The 25,112-nt window shown below is 43.0% G+C and carries 23 protein-coding genes; 15 read left to right on the forward strand and 8 right to left on the reverse strand.

What is annotated here, in order from left to right; genetic code table 11:
* The first annotated feature begins 47 nt into the window (after positions 1-47).
* The 14 genes from ABXS85_RS03380 to ABXS85_RS03445 all read left to right on the forward strand — a co-directional run bounded on the left by ABXS85_RS03380 (position 48) and on the right by ABXS85_RS03445 (position 15,406).
* Entirely contained in the window at positions 48-464 is a 417-nt protein-coding gene (locus tag ABXS85_RS03380) for a hypothetical protein (RefSeq protein WP_353668643.1), read from the forward strand.
* A gap of 15 nt (positions 465-479) precedes the next feature.
* The gene (locus ABXS85_RS03385; RefSeq protein WP_353668644.1) at positions 480-1,034 is read left to right on the forward strand and encodes a hypothetical protein; all 555 of its coding nucleotides are present in this window, start codon (positions 480-482) and stop codon (positions 1,032-1,034) included.
* Positions 1,031-1,987, forward strand: a complete 957-nt coding sequence (locus ABXS85_RS03390; RefSeq protein ID WP_353668645.1) for a hypothetical protein — start codon at positions 1,031-1,033, stop codon at positions 1,985-1,987. Before ABXS85_RS03385 ends, ABXS85_RS03390 begins: the two co-directional genes overlap by 4 nt.
* Before the next feature lie 43 nt (positions 1,988-2,030).
* Positions 2,031-2,447, forward strand: coding sequence for a hypothetical protein (locus tag ABXS85_RS03395; protein WP_353668634.1), 417 nt, complete (start codon positions 2,031-2,033; stop codon positions 2,445-2,447).
* Positions 2,448-2,611: 164 nt separating this feature from the next.
* Positions 2,612-3,208: a hypothetical protein gene (locus ABXS85_RS03400; RefSeq protein WP_353668646.1), complete on the forward strand. Its 597-nt coding sequence runs from the start codon at positions 2,612-2,614 to the stop codon at positions 3,206-3,208.
* On the forward strand, positions 3,205-4,155 hold the full coding sequence (locus tag ABXS85_RS03405; protein WP_353668647.1) for a DUF4123 domain-containing protein: 951 nt from the start codon (positions 3,205-3,207) through the stop codon (positions 4,153-4,155). The genes ABXS85_RS03400 and ABXS85_RS03405 overlap by 4 nt, the downstream gene beginning before the upstream one ends.
* On the forward strand, positions 4,142-7,741 hold the full coding sequence (locus ABXS85_RS03410; protein ID WP_353668648.1) for a hypothetical protein: 3,600 nt from the start codon (positions 4,142-4,144) through the stop codon (positions 7,739-7,741). Before ABXS85_RS03405 ends, ABXS85_RS03410 begins: the two co-directional genes overlap by 14 nt.
* Before the next feature lie 50 nt (positions 7,742-7,791).
* Positions 7,792-8,886, forward strand: a complete 1,095-nt coding sequence (locus tag ABXS85_RS03415; protein WP_353668649.1) for a hypothetical protein — start codon at positions 7,792-7,794, stop codon at positions 8,884-8,886.
* A 69-nt stretch (positions 8,887-8,955) separates the two neighbouring features.
* Complete coding sequence (locus ABXS85_RS03420; protein ID WP_353668650.1) at positions 8,956-10,050, forward strand: hypothetical protein; 1,095 nt, start codon at positions 8,956-8,958, stop codon at positions 10,048-10,050.
* Positions 10,051-10,119: 69 nt separating this feature from the next.
* Positions 10,120-11,214 carry a hypothetical protein gene (locus ABXS85_RS03425; RefSeq protein WP_353668651.1) on the forward strand — a complete coding sequence of 365 codons (1,095 nt, stop codon included), beginning with the start codon at positions 10,120-10,122 and terminating at the stop codon, positions 11,212-11,214.
* A 69-nt stretch (positions 11,215-11,283) separates the two neighbouring features.
* The gene (locus tag ABXS85_RS03430; protein ID WP_353668652.1) at positions 11,284-12,378 is read left to right on the forward strand and encodes a hypothetical protein; all 1,095 of its coding nucleotides are present in this window, start codon (positions 11,284-11,286) and stop codon (positions 12,376-12,378) included.
* Positions 12,379-12,447: 69 nt separating this feature from the next.
* Positions 12,448-13,542, forward strand: coding sequence for a hypothetical protein (locus tag ABXS85_RS03435; RefSeq protein ID WP_353668653.1), 1,095 nt, complete (start codon positions 12,448-12,450; stop codon positions 13,540-13,542).
* Between the two features lie 60 nt (positions 13,543-13,602).
* Positions 13,603-14,019, forward strand: coding sequence for a hypothetical protein (locus tag ABXS85_RS03440; RefSeq protein ID WP_353668654.1), 417 nt, complete (start codon positions 13,603-13,605; stop codon positions 14,017-14,019).
* 544 nt (positions 14,020-14,563) lie between these two features.
* Positions 14,564-15,406: a DUF6279 family lipoprotein gene (locus tag ABXS85_RS03445; RefSeq protein ID WP_353668655.1), complete on the forward strand. Its 843-nt coding sequence runs from the start codon at positions 14,564-14,566 to the stop codon at positions 15,404-15,406.
* A 247-nt stretch (positions 15,407-15,653) separates the two neighbouring features.
* Here ABXS85_RS03445 and ABXS85_RS03450 read toward each other — a convergent pair whose 3' ends face one another.
* The 3 genes from ABXS85_RS03450 to ABXS85_RS03460 all read right to left on the reverse strand — a co-directional run bounded on the left by ABXS85_RS03450 (position 15,654) and on the right by ABXS85_RS03460 (position 16,966).
* The gene (locus tag ABXS85_RS03450; protein WP_353668656.1) at positions 15,654-15,950 is read right to left on the reverse strand and encodes a hypothetical protein; all 297 of its coding nucleotides are present in this window, start codon (positions 15,948-15,950) and stop codon (positions 15,654-15,656) included.
* 86 nt (positions 15,951-16,036) lie between these two features.
* Entirely contained in the window at positions 16,037-16,405 is a 369-nt protein-coding gene (locus tag ABXS85_RS03455; RefSeq protein WP_353668657.1) for a hypothetical protein, read from the reverse strand.
* Between the two features lie 321 nt (positions 16,406-16,726).
* A complete protein-coding gene (locus tag ABXS85_RS03460) occupies positions 16,727-16,966 on the reverse strand; it encodes a hypothetical protein (protein WP_353668658.1) in 240 nt (79 codons plus the stop codon).
* Between the two features lie 170 nt (positions 16,967-17,136).
* Between ABXS85_RS03460 and ABXS85_RS03465 the strand changes: the two genes are divergently transcribed.
* The gene (locus ABXS85_RS03465; RefSeq protein WP_353668659.1) at positions 17,137-18,033 is read left to right on the forward strand and encodes an endonuclease; all 897 of its coding nucleotides are present in this window, start codon (positions 17,137-17,139) and stop codon (positions 18,031-18,033) included.
* A 296-nt stretch (positions 18,034-18,329) separates the two neighbouring features.
* On the opposite strand, the gene ABXS85_RS03470 is transcribed toward ABXS85_RS03465, so the two are convergent.
* The 5 genes from ABXS85_RS03470 to ABXS85_RS03490 form a co-directional block, all read right to left on the reverse strand.
* The gene (locus ABXS85_RS03470) at positions 18,330-18,962 is read right to left on the reverse strand and encodes a hypothetical protein (RefSeq protein ID WP_353668660.1); all 633 of its coding nucleotides are present in this window, start codon (positions 18,960-18,962) and stop codon (positions 18,330-18,332) included.
* Positions 18,963-19,223: 261 nt separating this feature from the next.
* Complete coding sequence (locus ABXS85_RS03475; protein ID WP_353668661.1) at positions 19,224-19,889, reverse strand: hypothetical protein; 666 nt, start codon at positions 19,887-19,889, stop codon at positions 19,224-19,226.
* Between the two features lie 1,023 nt (positions 19,890-20,912).
* A complete protein-coding gene (locus ABXS85_RS03480; protein ID WP_353668662.1) occupies positions 20,913-21,299 on the reverse strand; it encodes a hypothetical protein in 387 nt (128 codons plus the stop codon).
* Positions 21,277-21,573, reverse strand: a complete 297-nt coding sequence (locus tag ABXS85_RS03485; RefSeq protein ID WP_353668663.1) for a polymorphic toxin type 44 domain-containing protein — start codon at positions 21,571-21,573, stop codon at positions 21,277-21,279. Before ABXS85_RS03485 ends, ABXS85_RS03480 begins: the two co-directional genes overlap by 23 nt.
* Before the next feature lie 1,451 nt (positions 21,574-23,024).
* Entirely contained in the window at positions 23,025-24,731 is a 1,707-nt protein-coding gene (locus tag ABXS85_RS03490) for a hypothetical protein (RefSeq protein WP_353668664.1), read from the reverse strand.
* Positions 24,732-25,112: the final 381 nt, after the last annotated feature.

Raw genomic sequence — 25,112 nt, forward strand, 5'->3', positions numbered from 1 at the left:
TCGATATACACACGCCTATCATTTTTATTTCAAAAAGGATTAACACCATGCCCCTAGTTTGCATCGACGGAACGACCGTTGCCATCAGTGTGGATGGCCCACAGGTATTAGCGAAAACCTCGGATACTGTACCTTCTTCCACGCAAAACACCTTAAAAGTCGGGGGTAAATCCGCCCTCTTAGAAGCCGATGTGGCCGACTGGCTGGCAGGTTATACAACCGACTACGACAACCCACCCTATGCTGGAGGCAAAGCACAAGGGGATGCCATTACGGGCGTGTCGGCCTTAACCGCCAACTCCGTCTCCAGCGCTGAAATCGTCAAAAGCGATACCGTCTTCAACGCTACCTTAAGCGTTACCACACCCGGTGATGGCCCAAATGGTTCCAAAGACCCAGTATCCACCATCAACATCATTGTGGAAATCACCGACCCTGCGCAGACGCAGTTGAAAGCCACTTAACGGGAAAGCGGTTAATTGAAAAGCGGTTTCATCAATGACACCTTTTGCGACCAACTTTACAAACCCGTTGCACGCATCACAGAGCAACGCAAAGAAGGCATTTTCAGTATCTTTACCGTTAAGATTGCTTTACCCCACTTTGTGCCGAGACAAAGCGATGTGAGCTTTTCACTGAGCGGCAGCTGGCAATATCGTAAAGTGGGTCAACGGGTTCTTACTACCGACACCCTGCTGTTGGCAACCCACAGCGAAGCCAACCGTTGGCAGATGAACAATGTGCAAGGCCAATTCTCCATGGACAGTGAACAGCATCATGGTTACTTGACATTCACCATAGATGAACGTCAAATCATGTCCATCAGGGACAAAAACAAACAATTGGATCAGGCCCAAAAAATAGGCCGAAACTTCCTCACCTACAACCTATCATTGGAGTACCAACATCCGGCTGGCCTGCCCATTTGTTTGACCTACCCTCATATCGTCATAGACGATAATAAGTCCGCCATATCCTTTTGGCGCAACCAAACTGAAATCGATGAATTCGCAATGGAGCAAGCTGCCTCATGAGTCAAATAAAACAAGTTAGTGGTAATCTTTGGCTGGGGCCTAAAGAAATGGGAATAACCCCTCAGTTTAAGAGAACCGATCATGCCATAGCACATTACCCCAACGGAGCCTCATTGATTCACGACCCTGTGCAACCGGGCAATAAAAAAAGAACGCTAGATTATGAAGGTGACCCAGAGACAGAACATATGGGTGAAGTCTTCGAAGGCTCTTCGGCTGGCGGGCACGAAGGCTATTTGGATATGCGAGTGAATTCTGTAACGAACCGCAGCGAAGGCTTTTACATCATGGGCATCATCGGCCTCTTGTTTTGGTGGTCGTTTCATTATTTTGTGCTCACCGCCATTGAGGATGAGCAGGTCAGAAACCTCAGCATTTACAGTGGTTATGTTTTTTTTGGTGTAGGCGCGCTCATTTGTCTTTTCCGCACCTTGCACACCCCCGTGCGCTTTCATAAAGCCAATCAAGAAGTCTATGTCTGGCACAAAAAGGTCTTGTATCGCATTCCTTGGCAAGAGTGTGAACTCTCTATTCGTGTCGACAAGCGCACTATCGGCCTTAAGGGCCAACAAGATGGCTACCAGCTAACCCTATGGCTCAACCCCAAACACGCGGTCAACAAAGACCTTTCTGGTCAAAAACATGTGCCGTTAAACATGTTTCATAATATGGATCACCACATTCCACTGTATGCCTACTGGGAATACGTGCGCCGTTACATGACGGGAGACACGCCGCTATACATAGAAATGAGTACAAAATCTAGAACACCACGATTTAATACAAAAAAAGCTAAAAGCATGGGATATGCTTTAGCCATACCTCTTTTATTTATAGTCATCCCTCTTGCATTTGTGTTCAAACCGAACAAGGTTGCCTTACTTAGTCCCTTCAAAGAAAAATGGCCAGAAGAAGTACATGAATGGACAGGGGAACGTTGCGATTGGCATTAAGCAACACCTGTCTTAGCTTAATTTTATTTTTAAGGACAACACCATGCCCCTAGTTTGCATCGACGGAACGACCGTTGCCATCAGTGTGGATGGCCCACAGGTATTAGCCAAAACCTCGGATACCGTGCCTTCTTCCACGCAAAACACCTTAAAAGTTGGGGGTAAATCCGCCCTCTTAGAAGCCGATGTGGCCGACTGGCTGGCAGGCTATGCAACCGACTACGACAACCCACCCTATGCTGGAGGCAAAGCACAGGGTGACTCGATTACGGGCGTGTCGGCCTTAACCGCCAACTCCGTCTCCAGCGCGGAAATCGTCAAAAGTGATACCGTATTCAACGCTACCTTAAGCGTCACCACACCCGGTGATGGCCCAAACGGCTCCAAAGACCCAGTATCCACCATCAACATCATTGTGGAAATCACCGACCCTGCGCAAACGCAGTTAAAAGCCACTTGATTGGAAAGCGGTTAATGGGGAAAGCAGTTAAGCTTGAAACAAGTATTTGCAGTGATATTTGCTTCATCATGCTAAAGAATACAAACAGACGCACCAAGGCCCGGGCTTTAACGGCTTTTTAAAGAGACTGTTTCGAAGACCAAGCGGGGCAAGAGCAAGTCTACTTGCACGCACAAAAAGACCTCAAACAGCAAGTACTGAACGATGTCCAAACCGACATTGGTAACGACCATCACCTAACGGTGGCCAATGACAGCTTCACGGAAGTGAAGAACAACCAAGCAATCAAGGTGGAAGGTGAGCGCCGTGTGCAAACCACCTTGGATCACTCCCGCATCATTAAGGGCAACTTGACCCAAGATGTGGGCACACTGGCGGTGATGGACGCACAAGAAGAATTGCACCTCAAAAGTGGTGACTCTATCTTGCTCGATGCTGGCCCCCTCTTCACCTTAAAAGCCGGTGAAAACTTCATCACCATAGACGAAAACGGCATCAATGTGGTCGGTGGCATCATCAAGGTCAATACTGGTGGCGTGGCGTTACAAGGCAGTGGCTTTGCGGGACAGGAAGCGGAATTGCCATTGGGAGAAGAACTGCCTGAGCCGAATGAGGTTACCCAATTTGAGCCAACCCCAGCCTTAAAACAAAAACTGCTAGAAGACCAACTGCAAGATCAAGCGGTAACCGAACTCTGTCAGAAACTGCGAGATAACACCTGTCCTCTTAGCGATTGTCCTTGTGGGAACTTCTCAGCATGATCATGTCGGAAACCTTTAGTTTAACGTCTGATGCCTTTGAAGAGGCTGACGTAGAACATTACTTAATCGCCAATAGTGTGCCCATTAGCACACCTTCCTTGCAGGCGGATCTTCAGCGATACTGTGATGACAGTGACTATGTCACTCTCTATAAAGAAACAGAATTGTCTAGCTTAATAGACATGAGCCCTTATGTTGTAAAAGTGCATCAAGATCACCCACTGTTACACCAATACATACACAATGCCGAAGCAAATACCCACTGGTCAGGCATTTTATTGACGGTCACCAAAGACATCTCTTTTAAAAGTTTGCTCAACCATTTAAGACAGCGTCTATTAGTGTCTTTTTCACAAGGAAGAAAAGGCATTTTGCATTTTGCCAATCCTGCCGTTGCGAATTATTTTTTCTCAGAAACCATCGAACAAACCGACACCAACACTTGGCTGGGCCCCATCAAGCAAGTCTGTTGGTATGGGCCAAATCATTCGCCGAACCAAGGCCTATGGTGCAAAATACACAATGTACAAGCGGCATTAGAAACACCATCATCAGACGAAGATCCAACATCCTCTTTGCAGTGGATCATGACCGCCTCGCAGGCGTTCGCATTCAAGCTGCAAAATATAGACAAAGCCTTAACCGACTATTTCGCTCAGATGTCCCTCAGTGTCACAGATCGTCAACAATGGCTCGCCTATCGAGAGCACTTCCAAGACGCTGAAACCTTGGGTTTCACTCAGTTTGAAAACATTTATCACTATCTTTCTCTGTGCGAAAAGAAACCGTCACACGGCCAACAAGATGACAACTACCGCATAGAAACCAAAACAAAGCGCCTGATTGAACAAGTTGATATTCAGACGGTTCAATCCCTTCAGGAAGATCAAAAGATACCCCATATTGCGCAGCTTTTAGAAAAGGAAACCTCCTATGTCAACGGATAAAATAGGCTCAGGACCAGCCTGTGATGGCACCAAACTATTTATTGAAGTGACAGGCGTGGATCATGATCCAAGCTACTCTATTCAATTTCATGATGCCGAAGAAAACAGTCGAGACACGGAACTGGAAGATAAAAAAGTCTGCCAATCCTTGGGCGACACCAGTGTCTACAGCTGGGAATGGGACAAAAAATCCACCTCGGTAAACGCCAGCCTAGCCATCGCGTCGGACACTGGTGAGATTCTCTTGCCACTCTATGAAAACGTCAAACCGAAACCACGGGTCGATGGCGAACAAGATTATCTATTGCATGCCGTTGTCCCGCTGACATTATTGCCTACCTACAACGAAAAACTCACCGAAAAAGACCGTTACGCCCCATCCCGTAATGGCTATTTTTATGTGTTTTACAACCACAAAGCTTGGCGAGAAATTGAAATGCGTACCCCAGAGGGTGGCCCTATCGTCTACAGAGATGTAGATCTAGCCGCTTACCGTACTGGTGAAAACGGCATCTTTGCCAGCGAACAGCGGGATACAACAGGCAGTCCACTGACCGAAATTTGGTTGCCCGTCAAAGACAACAACAAAAGTACCGTAGTGCATCTAGCGTATTCAGACATGCCATGGAGTGGTGAACGCCTAAACTACCTTGAAGCCAATGTTTCAGAATTGATAGAACGCGCTCAATCCTTGCACAAGCTTAACGGTATAGAAAACGCACCGAAAAACAGAAAAAGCGAAAGCCATGTTTTACTGGCCAGTGAATTACCAGAAATGCGCGCTCGTGAACCCGCACTAGAATGGCTCGTGGCCGCGCCGCTTCAATTCAACAAAGACCTTAGTGGTGGCTGGTTAAAAGAGACCTATCAAGAAATCAAAGACGGCCTCAAACAAGCCAGAGAAACGGACAACACAGGCTTCGAAGCGCTCGGGAAACGCTCGGCTTATCAATTTGAATACGGCATGAAACAGACTGCCCTCATCGCCTTACTGCAACAAGACGACGATCTAGACCAAGACTGGCAAGCGTCCGACAGTGTGGACTATCTGGAAGACGCCAAAGCGCGTCAGCTCAGAACCCTCGTCATCAACGACCCACTGTTTGATCTCAAACACAGCGCCTTTGTCACTTTGTCTGCCGTCAGTTATATGCAACAGGTGTATGCGGACATGGGGCAACAAGAATACTATCAAACCGCCGAACTCACACAACAAATCATCATGACGGAAAAGTTTGGCAAAAAAGACAACCCCCTTCATCAATTTAAAGACGATGTAAGTCGTGACTTAAAAGGGCGTTTTCATCGCACCTTGCGCACCCAAGAACGCCTAATCGCCAATCGCGACATTAAACAACTTCAGTACTACGTGAAAAAGGCCATCCACAACCCACGCACTGCCGAAGTATTAAAAGACGTCTCTTCCCTAAATGGTCTAAACTCGGCAGGAGCTCATGCCATAGCAGGTCATGCCTTAAGTGCTCTGGCAATCGACATCGACAAAATCGACCGCTTTTCACAATATCAATACCTGTCTGACTATTTGCCTCAAGACAAACCAATGAATAAGCGCCAACACCTCAGCGCGTCAGACTGCAAGTACACCCTTACAAAGCTGCTATCGTCCAATGGCAATGAACTTTGTAAGGTGCTGTTTCCACCTCAAGACAGCATTCCACTCGATGCAGACTACGCACCGCCCGAGCCGTTTAATGATGGTTCCGGCTACGCCACCCCTGAGTCACTGGCGCAATGGAGCCAAGAGGATTTTGTACTCGAAGAAGACGACCTCTTGGTCGTGGATCTGGCGATGATCACCAAGGCCAACGTGGCGGCGTCTCAAAACGACAAAGAAAAATACGTCTTTACTCAGGTAAAACGTGTGAGCAATATTATTGACAGCATCTTAAAAGGCTACTACGAAGCGCTTATGTCTATTAAAGACTTAGCCTCTGAGGCCAAAGTCATCCAATTTCATCAAGCGTATGCCTCACTATTGGCCTTAACCAAAGCTACGAACCCAAGCTACCTTGGTAAACTGCAGTTTACCTCGGTACAAGGAGCCGAAACCAAGGGCTATGTGGTGGGCGTTCACGGCCAAGGGCTGAGCTTTGGTCTCAGTGCCGACGACCGAGAACACATCAAAAACAAACGCCGCAAAGGCTTACAAGGGCAAATACGCGAAGAAAACGGTCGCTTAGTGGTGGCCTCCAACAAAAAGCCCTTTGCCAATGGGGACAAAGCCAGTCTCGGCGAACGCGGTAACCTCAAAGTAGTAGTGCTGCCCGAAGACAGTGCTGTGGCACAGGCCTATAACCAAGCCCAGACCCAGCGTGCGCTGAAAAATATGGACAATACCAATCTCAACAGCAGCAACGCCTATGAGCGCCTCCGCATTCCCTATTGGATCGTGGCCATAGAAACGGTGAACTTGGTGTTGAACTTTAAACATGTTGAAAACTTTGCAAATCGTAAAGATCGCATTTACTCAGGTGCCAACGTCATCAGTCTTGTTCTAGACTTAGGCGTGGCACTGACTCACGCGGCGACCTTACAGGGCAAAATCGCCACGGGCTTTGTCCGGGTGGCTAACAAAGAAGCGTTTAAAATAGGAGGAAAAGTGGTGACCTTTGTTAATTCTATTAGCGGTAAGGCCACCCTAGTCAGCAGTATCAGCTACTTAAAGTTTGCTGGTCTAATCGCCGGCTTGTTAACCGCCGGTTTGGCCGCGTGGGACGCCATACGTTTGTTTGGTAAAAACGACGACGATGCCGCCATGGCCATGACCATGGTAGCCTTAGGCCTTGGCCTCAACACTCTAGCCACTGGTTTGTTTACCACCAGTGCGCCCATTTTATTCGGCATGGGACCGGTTGCTTGGTTGGGCATCGCTATTGCCGTCGGTGGCGCACTACTCTACATGCTGTTCTTAGACACTCCCATTGAGGAATGGCTCAAGAACGGCCCCTTTGGCGATGATCCGGGGGAGCAATACGCCCACCTACAGGATAATCAGGTGGCGTTTGAGCGCCTGATCAATTGCTTATTTTCAGTAGAAGTCAAAGCCTATCAGCTCGGTCTCCAAACCGGCTTTTCGGATGAGGTGCATAACGCCATGCAGAGCGATGGTGTCACCCATGCGATACGAGTCAGCAGTAACCTTGCCACCCTAATGGGGCTGGGCCATGCGCAGATCGAATTTTATGTCCGCGCGGCGGCTCAGGAAAAAATCGAAACACGATCACGAACCGGCATTGATTACGAAGACGCCGTGATTCCATTGGGGCAAAAACCATTGCCGATCATTGCTTCATCTGAAGGCTCAGACAGCACGGTGTATTTTGTCAAGCACGATGCCAAGTTGCCCAAAAATTATCACGACACCCCTTGGCTTGGCGGAAAGGCCCGTCTACACACTTATGCGCCCGCTTTCATGGCACGGGTCAGATTGCACATAGGGGATAAGGTATTTCCTATGCCCAAGTTAGATCAAGCCAGCTTTGAAGGCGAGCTGTTTGATCCCCCTCGCTTTACCGAAAATGAAACCTCATGGATAAATAAAGCGGTTACGCTGACCTATAAGTAATAATCCTTATGAAAACCAAGCCATACCCAGTAGAATATAAGCAGCAATAGATGAAAGAAAAAGGACAGATGAATATGGATGCTTCTCAAGCGCCTGACAGTGCGCACACAAATCAGCAAACCATAAGTCATTATCAAGACACGGCGTATAACTCACAACATTTTCTACCTCAGAAACCGCGTCAAGAACAAGGCTTTTTACGCCGCATGATAACCCGTGGGCAACACTTTTCCTTCAGTGAAACCACGGCTAGCATCACGGTTAAAGGATTGGACGAGATGACACCAACAGACATGGCAGAGGAAGAAAAAAGCCCAAAACCCATGTATTGGAATGCAGAAAAATTTATTGGCGAAAGCTTAAACGGTTGGTCTCAGTTATACGTATTTATGGTGGGCATGGCAAATACTTGCTTAATCGTCGTGCTGCCTTTGTTTTATACAATTTGCTTAATAGGACTTTTTTTGGGTAAAGGGGGAGTTGCTTTTGGCTGGCATGATGGCTGGAAAGATATATTTATTGGAACAACTCTGTACGCCACCTTACCTTGTTTAATTATTCACCTTCACTCTCGTTTTCTGAATGCGGGTTATTTTTTTCTCGCCCCTTTTCTCAAAGCCAGACGAGTCTTTGAGCTCAACCGCACCACGGGCATGGTGACCCTGTTTAAAAAGGGCAAACCTTTTTTCACCCACCCTTTTATTGAGTTTGACTGTGTGCTCATGTCGTCCCCCACTCAACAAGGCTTGCTGAACTATTCTTTAACTCTGATTCACCGCTACCAAAATTATTCCGTGGGGGTGCCCATCAGTGGTTCCATGGGAGCCAATCATAAAGTCATCGAATATTTACGCTTTTGGAACATGGTGCAACGCTTCATGGACATCAGCCAGCCTTTGCCCGACATCTTGGTCTTGGAACCAGCCCGACTGCGAGACCCCACCACCATCGCCTACGACAAGGAACACGGCCGCGATCCTCGCTACTGGCGCGACATGACGGACGAAGAGTTTGCGCACAGAATGAAAGCCATCGAAGGCGAACAACGCAACACCCCAGCCACAGGCAAGGCGATTGATATTTTCAAAGGCCCAAACAGCAAGACCTCGGCTCGAAAAAAGCCAACAAATAAAAAGAAGAAATAACGCAAAATAAATAATGAGGTTGCAAAAATGCAAAACAAGCCATACCCAGTAGAATATAAGCAGCAATAGATGAAAGAAAAAGGACAGATGAATATGGATGCTTCTCAAGCGCCTGACAACGCGCGCACAAATCAGCAAACCATAAGTCATTATCAAGACACGGCCTATAACTCGCAACATTTTCTACCTCAGAAACCGCGTCAAGAACAAGGCTTTTTGCGCCGCATGATGACCCGTGGGCAACACTTCACCTTCAGTGAAACCACGGCCAGCATCACGGTTAAAGGATTGGACGAGATGACGCCAACAGACATGGCAGAGGAAGAAAAAAGCCCAAAACCCATGTATTGGAATGCAGAAAAATTTATTGGCGAAAGCTTAAACGGTTGGTCTCAGTCATACGTATTTATGGTGGGCATGGCAAATACTTGCTTAATCGTCGTGCTGCCTTTGTCGTATGCAGTATTTTTATTTGGGCTGTTTCTAGGGAAAAGTGGGATAGCAGTCGGTTGGGATAGGACATACGCTGATATTTTTTTAGGGCTTACCCTGTACGCTACCTTACCTTGTTTAATTATTCACCTTCACTCTCGTTTTCTGAATGCGGGTTATTTTTTTCTCGCCCCTTTTCTCAAGGCCAGACGAGTTTTTGAACTCAACCGCACCACGGGCATGGTGACCCTGTTTAAAAAAGGCAAACCTTTTTTCACCCACCCTTTTATTGAGTTTGACTGTGTGCTCCTGTCGTCCCCCACTCAACAAGGCTTGCTGAACTATTCTTTAACTCTGATTCACCGCTACCAAAATTATTCCGTGGGGGTGCCCATCAGTGGTTCCATGGGAGCCAATCATAAAGTCATCGAATATTTACGCTTTTGGAACATGGTACAACGCTTCATGGACATCAGCCAGCCTTTGCCCGACATCTTGGTCTTAGAACCAGCCCGACTGCGAGACCCCACTACCATCGCCTACGACAAGGTACATGGCCGCGATCCTCGCTACTGGCGCGACATGACGGACGAAGAGTTTGCCCACAGAATGAAAGCCATCGAAGGCGAACAACGCAACACCCCAGCCACAGGCAAGGCGATTGATATTTTCAAAGGCCCAAACAGCAAGACCTCGGCTCGAAAAAAGCCAACAAATAAAAAGAAGAAATAACGCAAAATAAATAATGAGGTTGCAAAAATGCAAACCAAGCCATACTCAGTAGAATGTAAGCAGCAATAGATGAAAGAAAAAGGACAGATGAATATGGATGCTTCTCAAGCGCCTGACAGTGCGCACGCGAACCAACAAACCATAAGTCATTATCAAGACACGGCCTATAACTCGCAACATTTTCTACCTCAGAAACCGCGTCAAGAACAAGGCTTTTTACGCCGCATGATAACTCGTGGGCAACACTTTTCCTTCAGTGAAACCACGGCCAGCATCACGGTTAAGGGACTGGACGATCTCACGCCATCTGCATTTGCAATAAACGAAAACAGCCCAAAGCCCAGCTATTGGAACGAAACCAGCTTAAACGGTGAAGCCTTAAGCGGTTGGTCTCAAGTGTATATGGTAATCGCCAGTCTCGCAGCAGGGTGCTTAATGATAGCATTGCCTTTGTTTTATACAATTTGCTTAATAGGACTTTTTTTGGGTAAAGGGGGAGTTGCTTTTGGCTGGCATGATGGCTGGAAAGATATATTTATTGGAACAACTCTGTACGCCACCTTACCCTGTTTGTTGATTTACGGGCACTTTCGTCTTGTTAATGCGGGTTATTTTTTTCTCGCCCCTTTTCTCAAGGCCAGACGAGTCTTTGAGCTCAACCGCACCACGGGCATGGTGACCCTGTTTAAAAAGGGCAAACCTTTTTTCACCCATCCTTTTATTGAGTTTGACTGTGTGCTCATGTCGTCCCCCACTCAACAAGGCTTGCTGAACTATTCTTTAACTCTGATTCACCGCTACCAAAATTATTCCGTGGGGGTGCCCATCAGTGGTTCCATGGGAGCCAATCATAAAGTCATCGAATATTTACGCTTTTGGAACATGGTACAACGCTTCATGGACATCAGCCAGCCTTTGCCCGACATCTTGGTCTTAGAACCAGCCCGACTGCGAGACCCCACCACCATCGCCTACGACAAAGAACATGGCCGCGATCCTCGCTACTGGCGCGACATGACGGACGAAGAGTTTGCCCACAGAATGAAAGCCATCGAAGGCGAACAACGCAACACCCCAGCCACAGGCAAGGCGATTGATATTTTCAAAGGCCCAAACAGCAAGACCTCGGCTCGAAAAAAGCCAACAAATAAAAAGAAGAAATAACGCAAAATAAATAATGAGGTTGCAAAAATGCAAACCAAGCCATACCCAGTAGAATATAAGCAGCAATAGATGAAAGAAAAAGGACAGATGAATATGGATGCTTCTCAAGCGCCTGACAACGCGCGCACAAATCAGCAAACCATAAGTCATTATCAAGACACGGCGTATAACTCACAACATTTTCTACCTCAGAAACCGCGTCAAGAACAAGGCTTTTTACGCCGCATGATAACTCGTGGGCAACACTTTTCCTTCAGTGAAACCACGGCCAGCATCACGGTTAAGGGACTGGACGATCTCACGCCATCTGCATTTGCAATAAACGAAAACAGCCCAAAGCCCAGCTATTGGAACGAAACCAGCTTAAACGGTGAAGCCTTAAGCGGTTGGTCTCAAGTGTATATAGTAATCGCCAGTCTCGCAGCAGGGTGCTTAATGATAGCATTGCCTTTGCTATATTGTATTTTTTTATTAGGACTATTTTTTGGGAAAAGTAGCATAGCGGACGGTTGGGATCGGATATACGCTGATATTTTTTTAGGGCTTACCCTATACGCCACCTTACCCTGTTTGTTGATTTACGGGCACTTTCGTCTTGTTAATGCGGGTTATTTTTTTCTCGCCCCTTTTCTCAAAGCCAGACGAGTCTTTGAGCTCAACCGCACCACGGGCATGGTGACCCTGTTTAAAAAGGGCAAACCTTTTTTCACCCATCCTTTTATTGAGTTTGACTGTGTGCTCATGTCGTCCCCCACTCAACAAGGCTTGCTGAACTATTCTTTAACTCTGATTCACCGCTACCAAAATTATTCCGTGGGGGTGCCCATCAGTGGTTCCATGGGAGCCAATCATAAAGTCATCGAATATTTACGCTTTTGGAACATGGTACAACGCTTCATGGACATCAGCCAGCCTTTGCCCGACATCTTGGTCTTAGAACCAGCCCGACTGCGAGACCCCACTACCATCGCCTACGACAAGGTACATGGCCGCGATCCTCGCTACTGGCGCGACATGACGGACGAAGAGTTTGCCCACAGAATGAAAGCCATCGAAGGCGAACAACGCAACACCCCAGCCACAGGCAAGGCAATTGATATTTTCAAAGGCCCAAACAGCAAGACCTCGGCTCGAAAAAAGCCAACAAATAAAAAGAAGAAATAACGCAAAATAAATAATGAGGTTGCAAAAATGCAAACCAAGCCATACCCAGTAGAATATAAGCAGCAATAGATGAAAGAAAAAGGACAGATGAATATGGATGCTTCTCAAGCGCCTGACAGCACGCATGTGAATCAACAAACCATAAGTCATTATCAAGACACGGCGTATAACTCACAACATTTTCTACCTCAGAAACCGCGTCAAGAACAAGGCTTTTTACGCCGCATGATAACTCGTGGGCAACACTTTTCCTTTAGTGAAACCACGGATGCCATTACCACTCATGGGCTGGACGATCTCACGCCATCACAAAAAGCAGAAAATGAAAACAACCCAAACCCGAGCTACTGGAACGAAACCAGCTTAAACGGTGAAACCTTAAGCGGCTGGTCTCAGCTGTATATATTAATAGTAGGCATAGCAAAGATTTGCTTAATCGTCATGTTGCCTTTGCTATATTGTATTTTTTTATTAGGACTATTTTTTGGGAAAAGTAGCATAGCGGACGGTTGGGATCGGATATACGCTGATATTTTTTTAGGGCTTACCCTATACGCCACCTTACCCTGTTTGTTGATTTACGGGCACTTTCGTCTTGTTAATGCGGGTTATTTTTTTCTCGCCCCTTTTCTCAAGGCCAGACGAGTCTTTGAGCTCAACCGCACCACGGGCATGGTGACCCTGTTTAAAAAGGGCAAGCCTTTTTTCACCCACCCTTTTATTGAGTTTGACTGTGTTCTCATGTCGTCCCCCACTCAACAAGGCTTGCTGAACTATTCTTTAACTCTGATTCACCGCTACCAAAATTATTCCGTGGGGGTGCCCATCAGTGGTTCCATGGGAGCCAATCATAAAGTCATCGAATATTTACGCTTTTGGAACATGGTACAACGCTTCATGGACATCAGCCAGCCTTTGCCCGACATCTTGGTCTTAGAACCAGCCCGACTGCGAGACCCCACTACCATCGCCTACGACAAGGAACATGACCGCGATCCTCGCTACTGGCGCGACATGACGGACGAAGAGTTTGCGCACAGAATGAAAGCCATCGAAGGCGAACAACGCAACACCCCAGCCACAGGCAAGGCGATTGATATTTTCAAAGGCCCAAACAGCAAGACCTCGGCTCGAAAAAAGCCAACGAATAAAAAGAAGAAATAACTCAAGATAAATAATCAAGTGGTAAAAATTCACTTTAAAAGTATTTATAAGGACAACACCATGCCCCTAGTTTGCATCGACGGAACGACCGTTGCCATCAGTGTGGATGGCCCACAGGTATTAGCGAAAACCTCGGATACCGTGCCATCTTCCACGCAAAACACCTTAAAAGTAGGGGGTAAATCCGCCCTCTTAGAAGCCGATGTGGCCGACTGGCTGGCAGGCTATGCAACCGACTACGACAACCCACCCTATGCTGGAGGCAAAGCACAGGGAGATTCCATTACGGGCGTGTCGGCCCTAACCGTTAACTCCGTCTCCAGTGCGGAAATCGTCAAAAGTGATACCGTATTCAACGCTACCTTAAGCGTCACCACACCCGGTGATGGCCCAAACGGCTCCAAAGACCCAGTATCCACCATCAACATCATTGTGGAAATCACCGACCCTGCACAGACGCAGTTGAAGGCCACCTGATTGGAAGGTGGCTTAATGGGGAAAGCGGTTAAGCTTGAAATAAGTATTTGCAGTGATATTTGCTTCATCATGCTAGAGAATACAAACAGGCGCACCAAGGGCCGGGCTTTAACGGCTTTTTAAAGAGACTGTTTCGCAGGCCAAGCCTTACAAGATTAGAAACCAGTCTACTTGTCCTAAGGCCCAGTTTTGATTGCCACTCAAAACTGGGCCTTTTTCTTAGGAGTACTTTTTTCATCACTTACTCAGTAAACGGCCCTAAAACTATAAATGACACAATGCAAATGTAAACTAATTGTCAAGATAATGATTTAAGCATCCTATTTTATGCATCTGAATGTCATACATCATACACTCGGAACAAGTTTGCTGGTTGATTGTCAAAGAAAATGCGTTTCTTGCCAACGAATCCCATTGACCAAAAAGCCTTCTAGTCTTCAATATGAGATCTGAAGCAAATTGAAAGATAAAGGTTGTTGTCGGCCATCATTAAATAGCAATGGCAAGACACAATCGAGGTTTAGCAAAGAAAAACGAGGTTGTTATGAAAAAAACAAGGTTACCCTTGATCATAGTGTTCAGTTTTTTGTTAAGTGCTTGTTCCACCTCCTTTGTTTATAACAATCTAGATTGGCTGCTCTATTGGTATTTAGATGATTACATTACGCTAACGGCGGAGCAAAAATCCCAGTTAGACGACCGTGTAGAAACATGGCAAGCATGGCATCGCGCAGTAGAATTACCCAAATACCAACAGCAAATCGATCAACTCAGAAACCAATTGCAATCAGGCCCACTAGACCAACAAGCTTGGCTCCTTGTGTTTGATGAGGTGCAACAAAGCGCCAAACGCTTACGCGAAAAAATTGCCCCGGAGCTTGCCGAGCTCGCCAAACAGTTATCCCCTGCGCAAGTAGAGGAACTCTTAACAGAGTGGCAAAAAAACACCCAGGAACGAATCGAAAGACGCACCAATAGCAGCCCAGAAGAACGTTTGGCGGAACGTCAAGAAGAGCGCATTGAAGAAATCGAAGACAATCTAGGCAAACTGACCCCAGAGCAAAAGGACATAGTGAGCTCACATATCAAAAAGTTAAAATCCACTTTTGAGTATCGAACCGCTTACCAAACGAGACTGCAAGGCATTGTTAAAGACCTATTTAATCATCCCGAGGACGAGAACTTCAGTAGCCAACTCAGTGCCTTGATCATAGACCCAAATCAATACAAAACAGCAGAACATACCGCCCTATCAGAACAAAATAAAATTCAATACGCGCAAATGATGGCCGATCTTAACCTTACGTTAAGCACTAAGCAGAAACAAAAACTGGATGAAAGCTTGGCTGACCTTAGCCAAACGATTCAGGCTCTGGTAGAAGATTGAGAGGTTCTATTATTACGACAGTCACTGTTTCGGCCATTAACAGTAATGCTATTAGCGAGTACAGCCATTACTGATGTTCGTGCCTTGCTTTAACAAGACGACAAAATCGGCAATTGAAATCGTTTAGCGCCATTTAGCGCAAGAGAGCTCCTCATTTTTTGGGGCTTAGAAACGACAAAGCCCATCGGATGATGGGCTTAGTTTTGCTAGCTTAGCAGCAATAGACAACGTCTGTTACCAATGGTATTTAAATACCCAGTTTTTTCTGGACATCACAAGTCATTGACGCCTGCCGAATGGCTTTTTTCCTTACTTCTTCAGCGTTATTCATGTCTTTCGCAATATTATAATTTTTAAACATTGTCTCTTCCCACTTTGAACGTGTTTCGGCAGAGCTATCATCACCTACTTTTTGGTCAATCACCGAATTCAAATAGGGAACGCAGTCTTTTTCATACATTGATACATAAGTTTCGATAGACATACTAGAACAAGCTGTTGCAAAAACCATCACAGATAATACTAAACCAAGTTTTTTCATCATTCCTTCACATCAAAACAAGTAGTTACATATTTAGGAAAAGAATAAAATAGATAGTTCATTCTCTTTATCTGAACTCAAAATTGCTCTTATTGTGAATATGTCTTATTGATAAAATGATCCGTTTCTGAGGAATAATAGCGATTCTGATATTTGTGTAAGCACTCCGTTTCTAATGATTTATTCTCATTTTCACATGTTGAGATTAACTTATCTTCATTGTACAAAAGGTAATAGGTTTCCATAGAATCCACCGCTCGCTCCGCACGACTATTACATAAGGTAGTCACGTCTTTCGTACTGTATTTTTGCGTCATACTGGGTGAATTTTGACAGGCTGCTTTTATTTCATTTTGATAGACCGTCATGTCAACTTTTTGCTGTTTAGTCAAACCACTACCAACACAACCAGCTAACATAACAAGACTAAAACCGAATACAATTGATCGCACGAACATTTTCACTCCTTAACAACAAAAACTAACTGAATCAATGATATGGTTTTAACAATATCACCTCATCTAAGCAAGCCTTTTCCAAGCTAGGCTGGAATATGACTAGCTTGTTCGTTTTACCGCTAAATAACACTGCCGCTTAACCTTGTTAGGCTTACCTTATTAAAAAGAAAGCTGAGAGCTTTAGGTTTGACTTTTATCAAAGAAAATACGGATGGCTTTAATCTTGTGAATAAACTCATGCAAGAATTTCACAGGAAAACCATCAAGCCCTTGATATGACTGAGTATAAAAAATGACTATCCTATTGCGATAGAAGTTTTGCTAAGTGTTAGTAAAGTCTGATTTTTCAAAGACGCCATAAGGCAATTTGTCCACGTACTTATTCTTATCCCAAGAAATAGAACTGCCAGAGCCAATATTGGCAATAGTGGTAAAGTAAGGCCCTTGCCCACCACCAGGTAAAATCCGCGTCTTGATCTTAGAGTCAATACTGCTCATTGGCGTACTGTCATTGTTCAGAGAATATCCGCTGAGTAAGAATACACTGGTTAGACGCTTCACAATCGCCCCCATAATGGATTGAATAAAGGGTTAAAGAAGACTAATTAATTCAATTGTAAAAACATCATTAAATATTCTTTTGGCATTTTTTAGCTCTCACCCTATAAAAACAAATCACATATGGAAAAACTCTCCTACACTTTTTATACAAGTCATAAGGAGAGAAAAAAATGTCTCGCTGGATTGTATTTGTTCTCATTACCTTCCCTTTTACTACTTTTGCAAGCTATTACGATGGCACTGAAGGTCTAATAGGGGACGCTTTAAAAGCCAAGCTCCATTCGATAATAGATGGCCATACGCCTCTCAAATATACGCAAAGTGGAAACGATAATTGGTACGATGGGGAAAAGATGGATGTGTGGGAAGCATTAGTATACACAGACTCAGCCTGCCCAGATGAAGCACCTAAATGTGGTCTAGTTCAAATGCTGTATCTCGATGAAGTCAGAAGCATTGACCAGGCGAACCGAGGCAAGTCTAAACACGACTCTTGGGATCGAGAACACGTGTGGCCGACTTCACGAGGGTTTAAAAAACAAAGCCAAGATGGTTATACCGACTTACATCACATTCGTCCTGCCGATCGCAATATAAACGGTGCTCATAGCAACTATGGTTACGATGAAGGTGGTGTCCCCTTCTATGACACCTTAGCGGATGGCAGCAAAGTTCTTAGTGGTACATACGTAGACAAAATCAATGAATCCTTCGAACCAAGCGATAAAGCCAAAGGCCAAATCGCACGTATGATTTTCTACATGGCAACACGCTATGAAAAAGGCGACAACGCCTCACCAGAAAACATGCCGGATTTAATCATATTAGACAGTAACGAAAAACAGAGCGGTAAACCAAGCATTGGCGACCTTTGCACCCTGGTTGAATGGAATTATGAATTTGCCGTCTCCGACTTTGAAAAAAGACGAAATGATCGGATAGAAGAACTGCAAGGCAACCGAAATCCCTTTATCGATCATCCTGAGTTTGTGGGTTTAATATGGGCCAGTAAATGCCCATCGCATGATATGAATAAGCGACCCAATGATACATTAATAATATTTTGAAACGACTCAAATATTATAAGCCTGCCATTTTTTATACCGACAAACCGCGCCATTAAGCTCAGGGTTGAGCTCGAACAAAGCTTCCTCGGCTTCGTCGTCATTGCGGCCTAGACTCATCCATACGATGTTGGAGATAGCGTTGCCCACTTCCCTATTAATGGGGAAGTGGGCAACGCCATTTGGCGCATGGGATTCCTCATTTTATGGAGATTAGAAACGAAAAAGCCCATCAGGGATGGGCTTGGGAATGTTTGATTTGGGCTGAGAGGTTAAGCGGGATTCAGCCTTAAACTCAATTAATTTGCGGGTAGCCCTTTTAATTGTGTAATTGGAGCACAAAAACCTTTATATTTTTTATCTCTAAAGGCCTGATAATATTTAAACTTACCTGAACTAGACGCTGTAATAGTGAGTGTAACCGAATTGTCTTCAAAACTTGGCGTTGACAATACTTGATAAATTTTCTTGTCGATCGATCTTATATATTTTTCTGATTTATCCTTTTTAATCTCTTCCCACAAAGGTGAGTTCTTATTTTCCTGGCGAATTACATTTCCTTGTGTCAAAAAGAGATAAGTAATTTTATTACCTTCAAGTGTCCAAGAACCCGTTGAATGACGAGTGTAAGTGAAAAGTGTCTCCTCAGGATTCAGCCGGATGGGAAAAGAAGAAGTTGAAATATTACTGAAAGTACCATCGTGCCTAATAGCCATAAGATCAGCAGCCTTAAGACTCTGATCTGTATATATTGTCATACACGCCCATTCCCCAACTAACTGCTCTTTCGTCATATGTTGAGTTTTTTCAACTTTAGCATTCGGTTGTTGATTCGTCGTCGAACACCCTGAGATCATAACAGCACCAATTGCGGCCAATAAAAAAGTGCTTCTCATACTTTCCTCTGTGAATAAAAATTCTAATAAAATCATGTATAAACTTATCTTCTTGAGCCAATAAACACAACAACTAAATCCTAAATTGACTGATGGGCTTTTGCCCGTAGCGTGGCAGCGTTGTCCAACCGCCATCGCTGGTGCGTTGCAGCCCTTCGTATGGCGTGCCTTCGTTTAACGAGAACACAAAGCCGCCGAGCGACATCATTTGGCGCATGGGATTCCTCATTTTGTAGGGATTAGAAACGAAAAAGCCCATCGAAGGATGGGCTTGGGGGGGAGTTAGATGAATAAGAGCTATCTTGTGCCTGTTTCCAGATTTTTTAAAAACTGAGAGACATCATCTCCCCTTAAAATATCGAAATCATCTTCTATATTGTACATCAAAGACTCATAAACAACTGGGCTAACATTAGAAAAGTGATCTTCAGGTACTATAATAGCTGAATAAGCATCCATAACTTGACAAACTTGTGCGATTGATAAACCAGCTTCAGCTGCATCATGTTGCATACTCAGTATAATGACTTTATTCATCTGAGGTTTAATCTTACGATATAAATCATCTATTTCTGATGTACTATACTCTTGAACATCTATGGCTTTAGCATATTCTTTTGCGTGTAATTTATTAAATAAGCTTGAAAATGACGAGATATCGACTCCTAAATCTCGACAATACTCATCTTTATATCTAGCACTAAGATAAAAACCCAAAAATACATCAGCTGCTTTTTTTTGCTTTCCTATTTTAGATGTTTGACTATTTAATATATTTTCAGACATTTCAACTGATAATTTTTTTATAGCTACAGCTTCTGGTACACTAGGGTAAGCCTCCTTAGCCTCTCTTATCATTTGATCAGCATTATATGCTTCTTCAAAAAAATACCCTTTGAGAAAATTTACTAAATAAAAAATCGATAGGAAAATACCAACTCCTAATATGATGAATTTTTTCATTTTTTGTAAGGATCCATTTTCTATATATAGATGGCCAATTCAATCTAACCCAATATCAAGTTTATCTTTTTACCGCATGAAAAAAAACAACTAAAGCCCTCTTTCGTGGGCTTAGTTTATACTGCTTGAAGAGTTGCCGCTTAGCTTAGAAATCGACAAAGTTGCGTTGGGCGTAGTCTTTGACGCGGGTGATGTTGTCGTTTACCCAGTCTGGTTACCCTTGATAGAAAGAAAGCTGGGCGATTTGTTTTTACTTACTTTCTCAAGTAAAGGTCGGATGGCTTGTATCATGTCGGTGATTTCACTCGCGGGTAAAACGGCGACTTTAACTCTTTGAATCTCTATTTAATTATACTATCTCCAATTTCTTGATATGAGCCCCAGCCAGCTTGAATAACTTCGTCTAAGTCACCTGACAAGATGTTAAAAGATACGATATATCTATCGTAAGCATATTTAGATATTTCATCCGAGTGTAAAGGTCCTTTATCTACTAGGCTAATTTCAAAATAGCTTTCATTTAGCTTTTTGCTTTTGACGTTTACATCTAAGTCAACAAGAACGAGGTTGTTTTTATAATTTTAGGGTATAATTTTATTATTTCGGCTTTCGATCTTTCTGTAAAACTACTAATGTCAATTCCTGCACCTGCTTGTGAAGTAAAAGAGAGCAATGAGGTCAATAAAAAAATAAGATATTTCATAATCATCCTTAAATAGTAATAGCTTAACAGTGTATTTCGCGTTTACATATTCGATGATACTAAAAGACTTTCTCGTTTCCTACTAGCCCAAACAACAGCTAAAGCTCACTTTCGTGAGCTTTGTTTTTACTGCTTGAAAGTTGCTGCTTAGAAGTCGACGAAGTTGCGTTCGGCTGGAGTAAAACACTTTAACATCGCAATGGCGGCATGTTGGCGATTAATCACAGGTCTTTTTTAATGAATATGTTTTGTTCTGGCACAAAAAACCACCCGTAGGTGGTTTTAGAAAACCCTATGAAAAAAAGGTTATGTAATATCCATTAAGGGGTTGCTATAAAATCAATCTTAACAGGAGCCAATTGTCCATTGTCCTTAACCCAAACAACATTCGTAAACTGGTACACTTTTCCTGAAATGGTAATGGATAAGTGATTAACATCTTCAACGTTAACTTCAACGTTAGGAGTGTCTGAAACTAAAAAGGGTGTAGATAGCTCTACTCCATCTGACTTTATATAAAAATTATAGTGATAACCTACCGTAGCATTGCCACTATTATTTCTAAAACCAACGACAGACAATGAAGTCGACATTGACACATTTAATATTTGTTTATCTAAATTTGTTTCAGGCTCGAAAAACTTTGAGCTTGCATACGCAAGAAGAAAACCTAGCACAACCAGACTAATAGCCTTTACTTTTTGCATATTCGATACCTAGAGAAATATAATATTGGTCTTCAGGGTCATCACCATAGGGCTCTTCTCCCCAACAGCTACCAAAGCTCTCAGAAGAAGTGCCGGATCGCATTTGAGCACATCCCGCCCCACGCAACAGTGTATTTTCAGAAATGCCGCCAGCGTAACCTACGGCTCCATAATGAAAATTACCAAAGTGCTCAAAAGGACCGATTTGCTTAAGGAAGGTACGAACAAGTCCACTGACTTCAGCGTGTGGATAACTCTCTTTTATTCGAGGCAAGTTTCGCTGTCCAATATAAGTATATTGGCAAGAAGCTTAACAAAGAATAAAGAGAGCTTAGACCACGCCCTTCGGGTCTTTCAGAGAAACGCCCTCTCTGTGTTAAGAGTGATTGAAAGGTATTAACATTCCTGCTCACTCTTGCCTTGATAGGCCGTTTCTCTGATAAGACTGATGTTCAGAAGACTTATTCGCACCTTCCTTAGAGTCCCATGGCCCCTTATTTCTTACCTGCTGATAAAACCAATAATAATCTATGGGACCAACTATTTTTCCAAACTTAGCCCTGATCATATTCATATTTACATCAACAGAGACCCCTTTCGGGCTTGTTGGATATAACGGCATCAATGACCTCCTTTTCATTTTTATTAATCTAAATAACAGCCTTAATTTTCTACTCAAAATATCTATATAGTTCGTTGATGCTAAAGCAGTTTTTATGTCTTTACCAGATCAGGATTCACAATGAGCCTTTTTGCTATAGACAGGATTTCCAATTTATTGACCAGAAATGAGGAAGTGGACAATTTGATATTAAGTACTTTCACACCTTCTGCAAATAAAATCCCTCAAACCACTTCACTCGCCACAACCATACACCGATACCCTACTTTGTTGTCGTATCGGGCGGTGACTTTATCGATGCTCCAGTTGCCGCGCATTTCGGCAGGGAAGGTGTCGTTTAGGGTGAGGATGCCTTCGGCAACGAGTTTGGGGTTACCTGGGAATTCTAGGTGTACGCTGGCGCCTTGGCGTTTGGTTTGAATCTATTAATGTCAGATGGAAATTAAAAACTTTTGAAACATTGGGGTCAGGTAAAAAATCAAACTATTATTCATCTGACACCAAGCTTATGTTTGTGCCTGCTTCCAAGACATTATTGAATCGTGTGCAGCATTCAGGAGCTCCTTATTTGTGATATTTCTTAGATGGTTTAAATCAGATTTCTCTGCAATGACCTCTGCCAAATCCTTTATATATTTAACGCCCTGATTATTATAATGCATTTTCTCAGAGCCATTTAGCTGAACTAGAACAGAGAACCCCATGAAACTACTATTACAGTTAACATCGATATAGTATTCGTCGTCGTGCTCCAAGAGAAACCATGCCGCTGGACTGTGATCTACCACTTTCACTTAATCTATGCTCCTAAAAGCAATTAAGGGGCTCAAGCCCTGAGGAATCCCCAAAAATTGTCAATAAATAACAATAAATTAGAGTCTATTAGGAACATTCATGGCTTTTGGTGATCAATAATTTCCCAAAAAACAACTAAGCACCTAGAGCCATGAACGCGACGAAAAGCGTTGCTCGCTTGTCTTCAAAGTATTACACAAGGCAATCTCTGTACCGTGAATAACATTGGTCGTGGTATTCAATCCCTAATCTTTTACTGAACATACTCCATTAAATGCTATTTTTCCTACTCCCTAATGTCGGCGTCCCTAATAAACAAGTATACTCCCATAGTCATTAATTTCGACGCTTCGACCTTCTGTCTCTAGGATTTTCTTAGCACTTGGTAACTCATATACGGTAATATCACCATCAGAAATATTCACACCTTTATTGAAGGTAGCTCTTAGGCTACCTTCATAATTAGCCGCTGTTAACTCCACACCATCTTTCGTAATAAAACCAGACCGGCTGTCAAGACCATAACCTATAGAGTAAACACCAAAATCACTATTATTGGATGCAATATATGAATATTCAGAAGGCTCTAAAACCCAACTATTTTTTTTAAAATCCCATAAACCATAAATATATTCCTTGGTTCTAACAGTCAGAACTGAATCACTGAATTTATCAAAACTAAGTGCTTTTAAGTCCAAAAGTCCATTTTTTTCAGTAAATAAATAAACAGGTTTTTTATAACCAGAATTCAGTCCATAAACACCATACCCAAAATAGCTCACATTACTAAAGTCACCTTTTAAAATCATCCGTCCATTTGAGTCAATTAACCCACTATTGCCTTCTGTTGATTTCAAATGAAAAAGTTTATCTTCTTTATCATCAGAATAAGTTCTGATAAGATCAATCTCACCAAATATAGGCTTTGATCGAATTGAGCTATCAAGATCAAGTATGATTGAATAATTATTATAATCTGTTGCTATAAAATGACCTTGATGGAGGAATGCAGACTTAACATAAGCATCTAACTGAAGCTTTCCTTCTTCATCAAAAACTAGAAAACCTTTATCTGTTTTAACTTTCCATAAGTGCTCAAGCCCAGGAAATCGGAAAAATCTTGTTGCTTCAAAGTCTAAATATTCTTCAGTTGAAGCTGACCAAAACTGTCTAATTTTACTATTATTCTTCCGAATTGAAAAAACGTTATAGGCAGGTTGGTTATAATCAAATTTCCCTTCTTTTATTACAACTAATACATTTCCATTCAAATCTATTAACTTCTGATTTTCACCATCAGGTACAGCATAGCGATTTCCCTTAAACTCTATCATATCAGAATAAGAGCAGGGAATTTCAACTTTTCCTTTAGTGGAAATAACACAAAAACTCTCGCCATTGTAAGCCATGAAGTGTTTCGAATTTAAAATATCACTTCCAATCCACTTGTAATCTTCACTTACCGAGTGCCCCTTGTCATCGACTATTTTGGAAACATCATTCGACACCAATAGGTAATAACCTTTTTCTACCTCTTTAACCTGAGTATATTCACCACTAAAAAGAAGTTTAGCGTCATTACTAAAGACTTTAAAATTTTTCTCATCTTTAGAGGGTAATGATTTTTTTTCTGAAACAATTTTTCCGTCAACTACCTGATAAAAAATACTATTCTTAACCATTCCTGATGAATCTAACGGAATTGAGCCATGGCTACTAAAACCATCACCATTGTGGTATGTATGAACTTTATTATTTGACGGAGACAAGTAGTTCATAGTGAACGTAGGCTCTGAGTTGAACCATTCTAATAACTCCACTTTTGATTTTTTTATTCCGTTAAGTTGTCGGACCCTTTTACCATCAATAAAATGATAGGCGTTCTTCGTTATACCTTTTTCAGACACTTCCTCAACGACATAAAAACCATCTTTTTCCATCGGTTTTGAAGGGAGAAAAGCCGCACATCCTGACAAAATCATTAAAAATGAAAATATTAAAAAAAACCTTACCATTATTTAAATTCCTTATTAATTATTAATGTTTTAAACCACGTAATAACATCTTTTTAATTCGGGTAAACTGTCTTGATTGCTCTTGAAAACAATGAGTCATAATAATATTTTTGAGCACTGCATACGCAATGATTGAAGTCATCCTTCCCCTTTCAGATTTCTGTTACTTTTATGCGTCTTTTTTTCAAATACTTTTTGAACTAAAGCTATGAAACCATTACTAACGGCACGGCAAATTTTTGCTTTGCTGTCATGGATGCTATTCTTAACAATGCTATCACTTAAAAATTCGATTTATCGATCAAAATTAACAAAAAATTAAATGAGGTAATAAGCATATTCAACACTATATTTTCACACAGGAACCTCAAATAAGTCTAA

The organism is Marinomonas sp. THO17, assembly GCF_040436405.1.
Taxonomy (GTDB): domain Bacteria; phylum Pseudomonadota; class Gammaproteobacteria; order Pseudomonadales; family Marinomonadaceae; genus Marinomonas.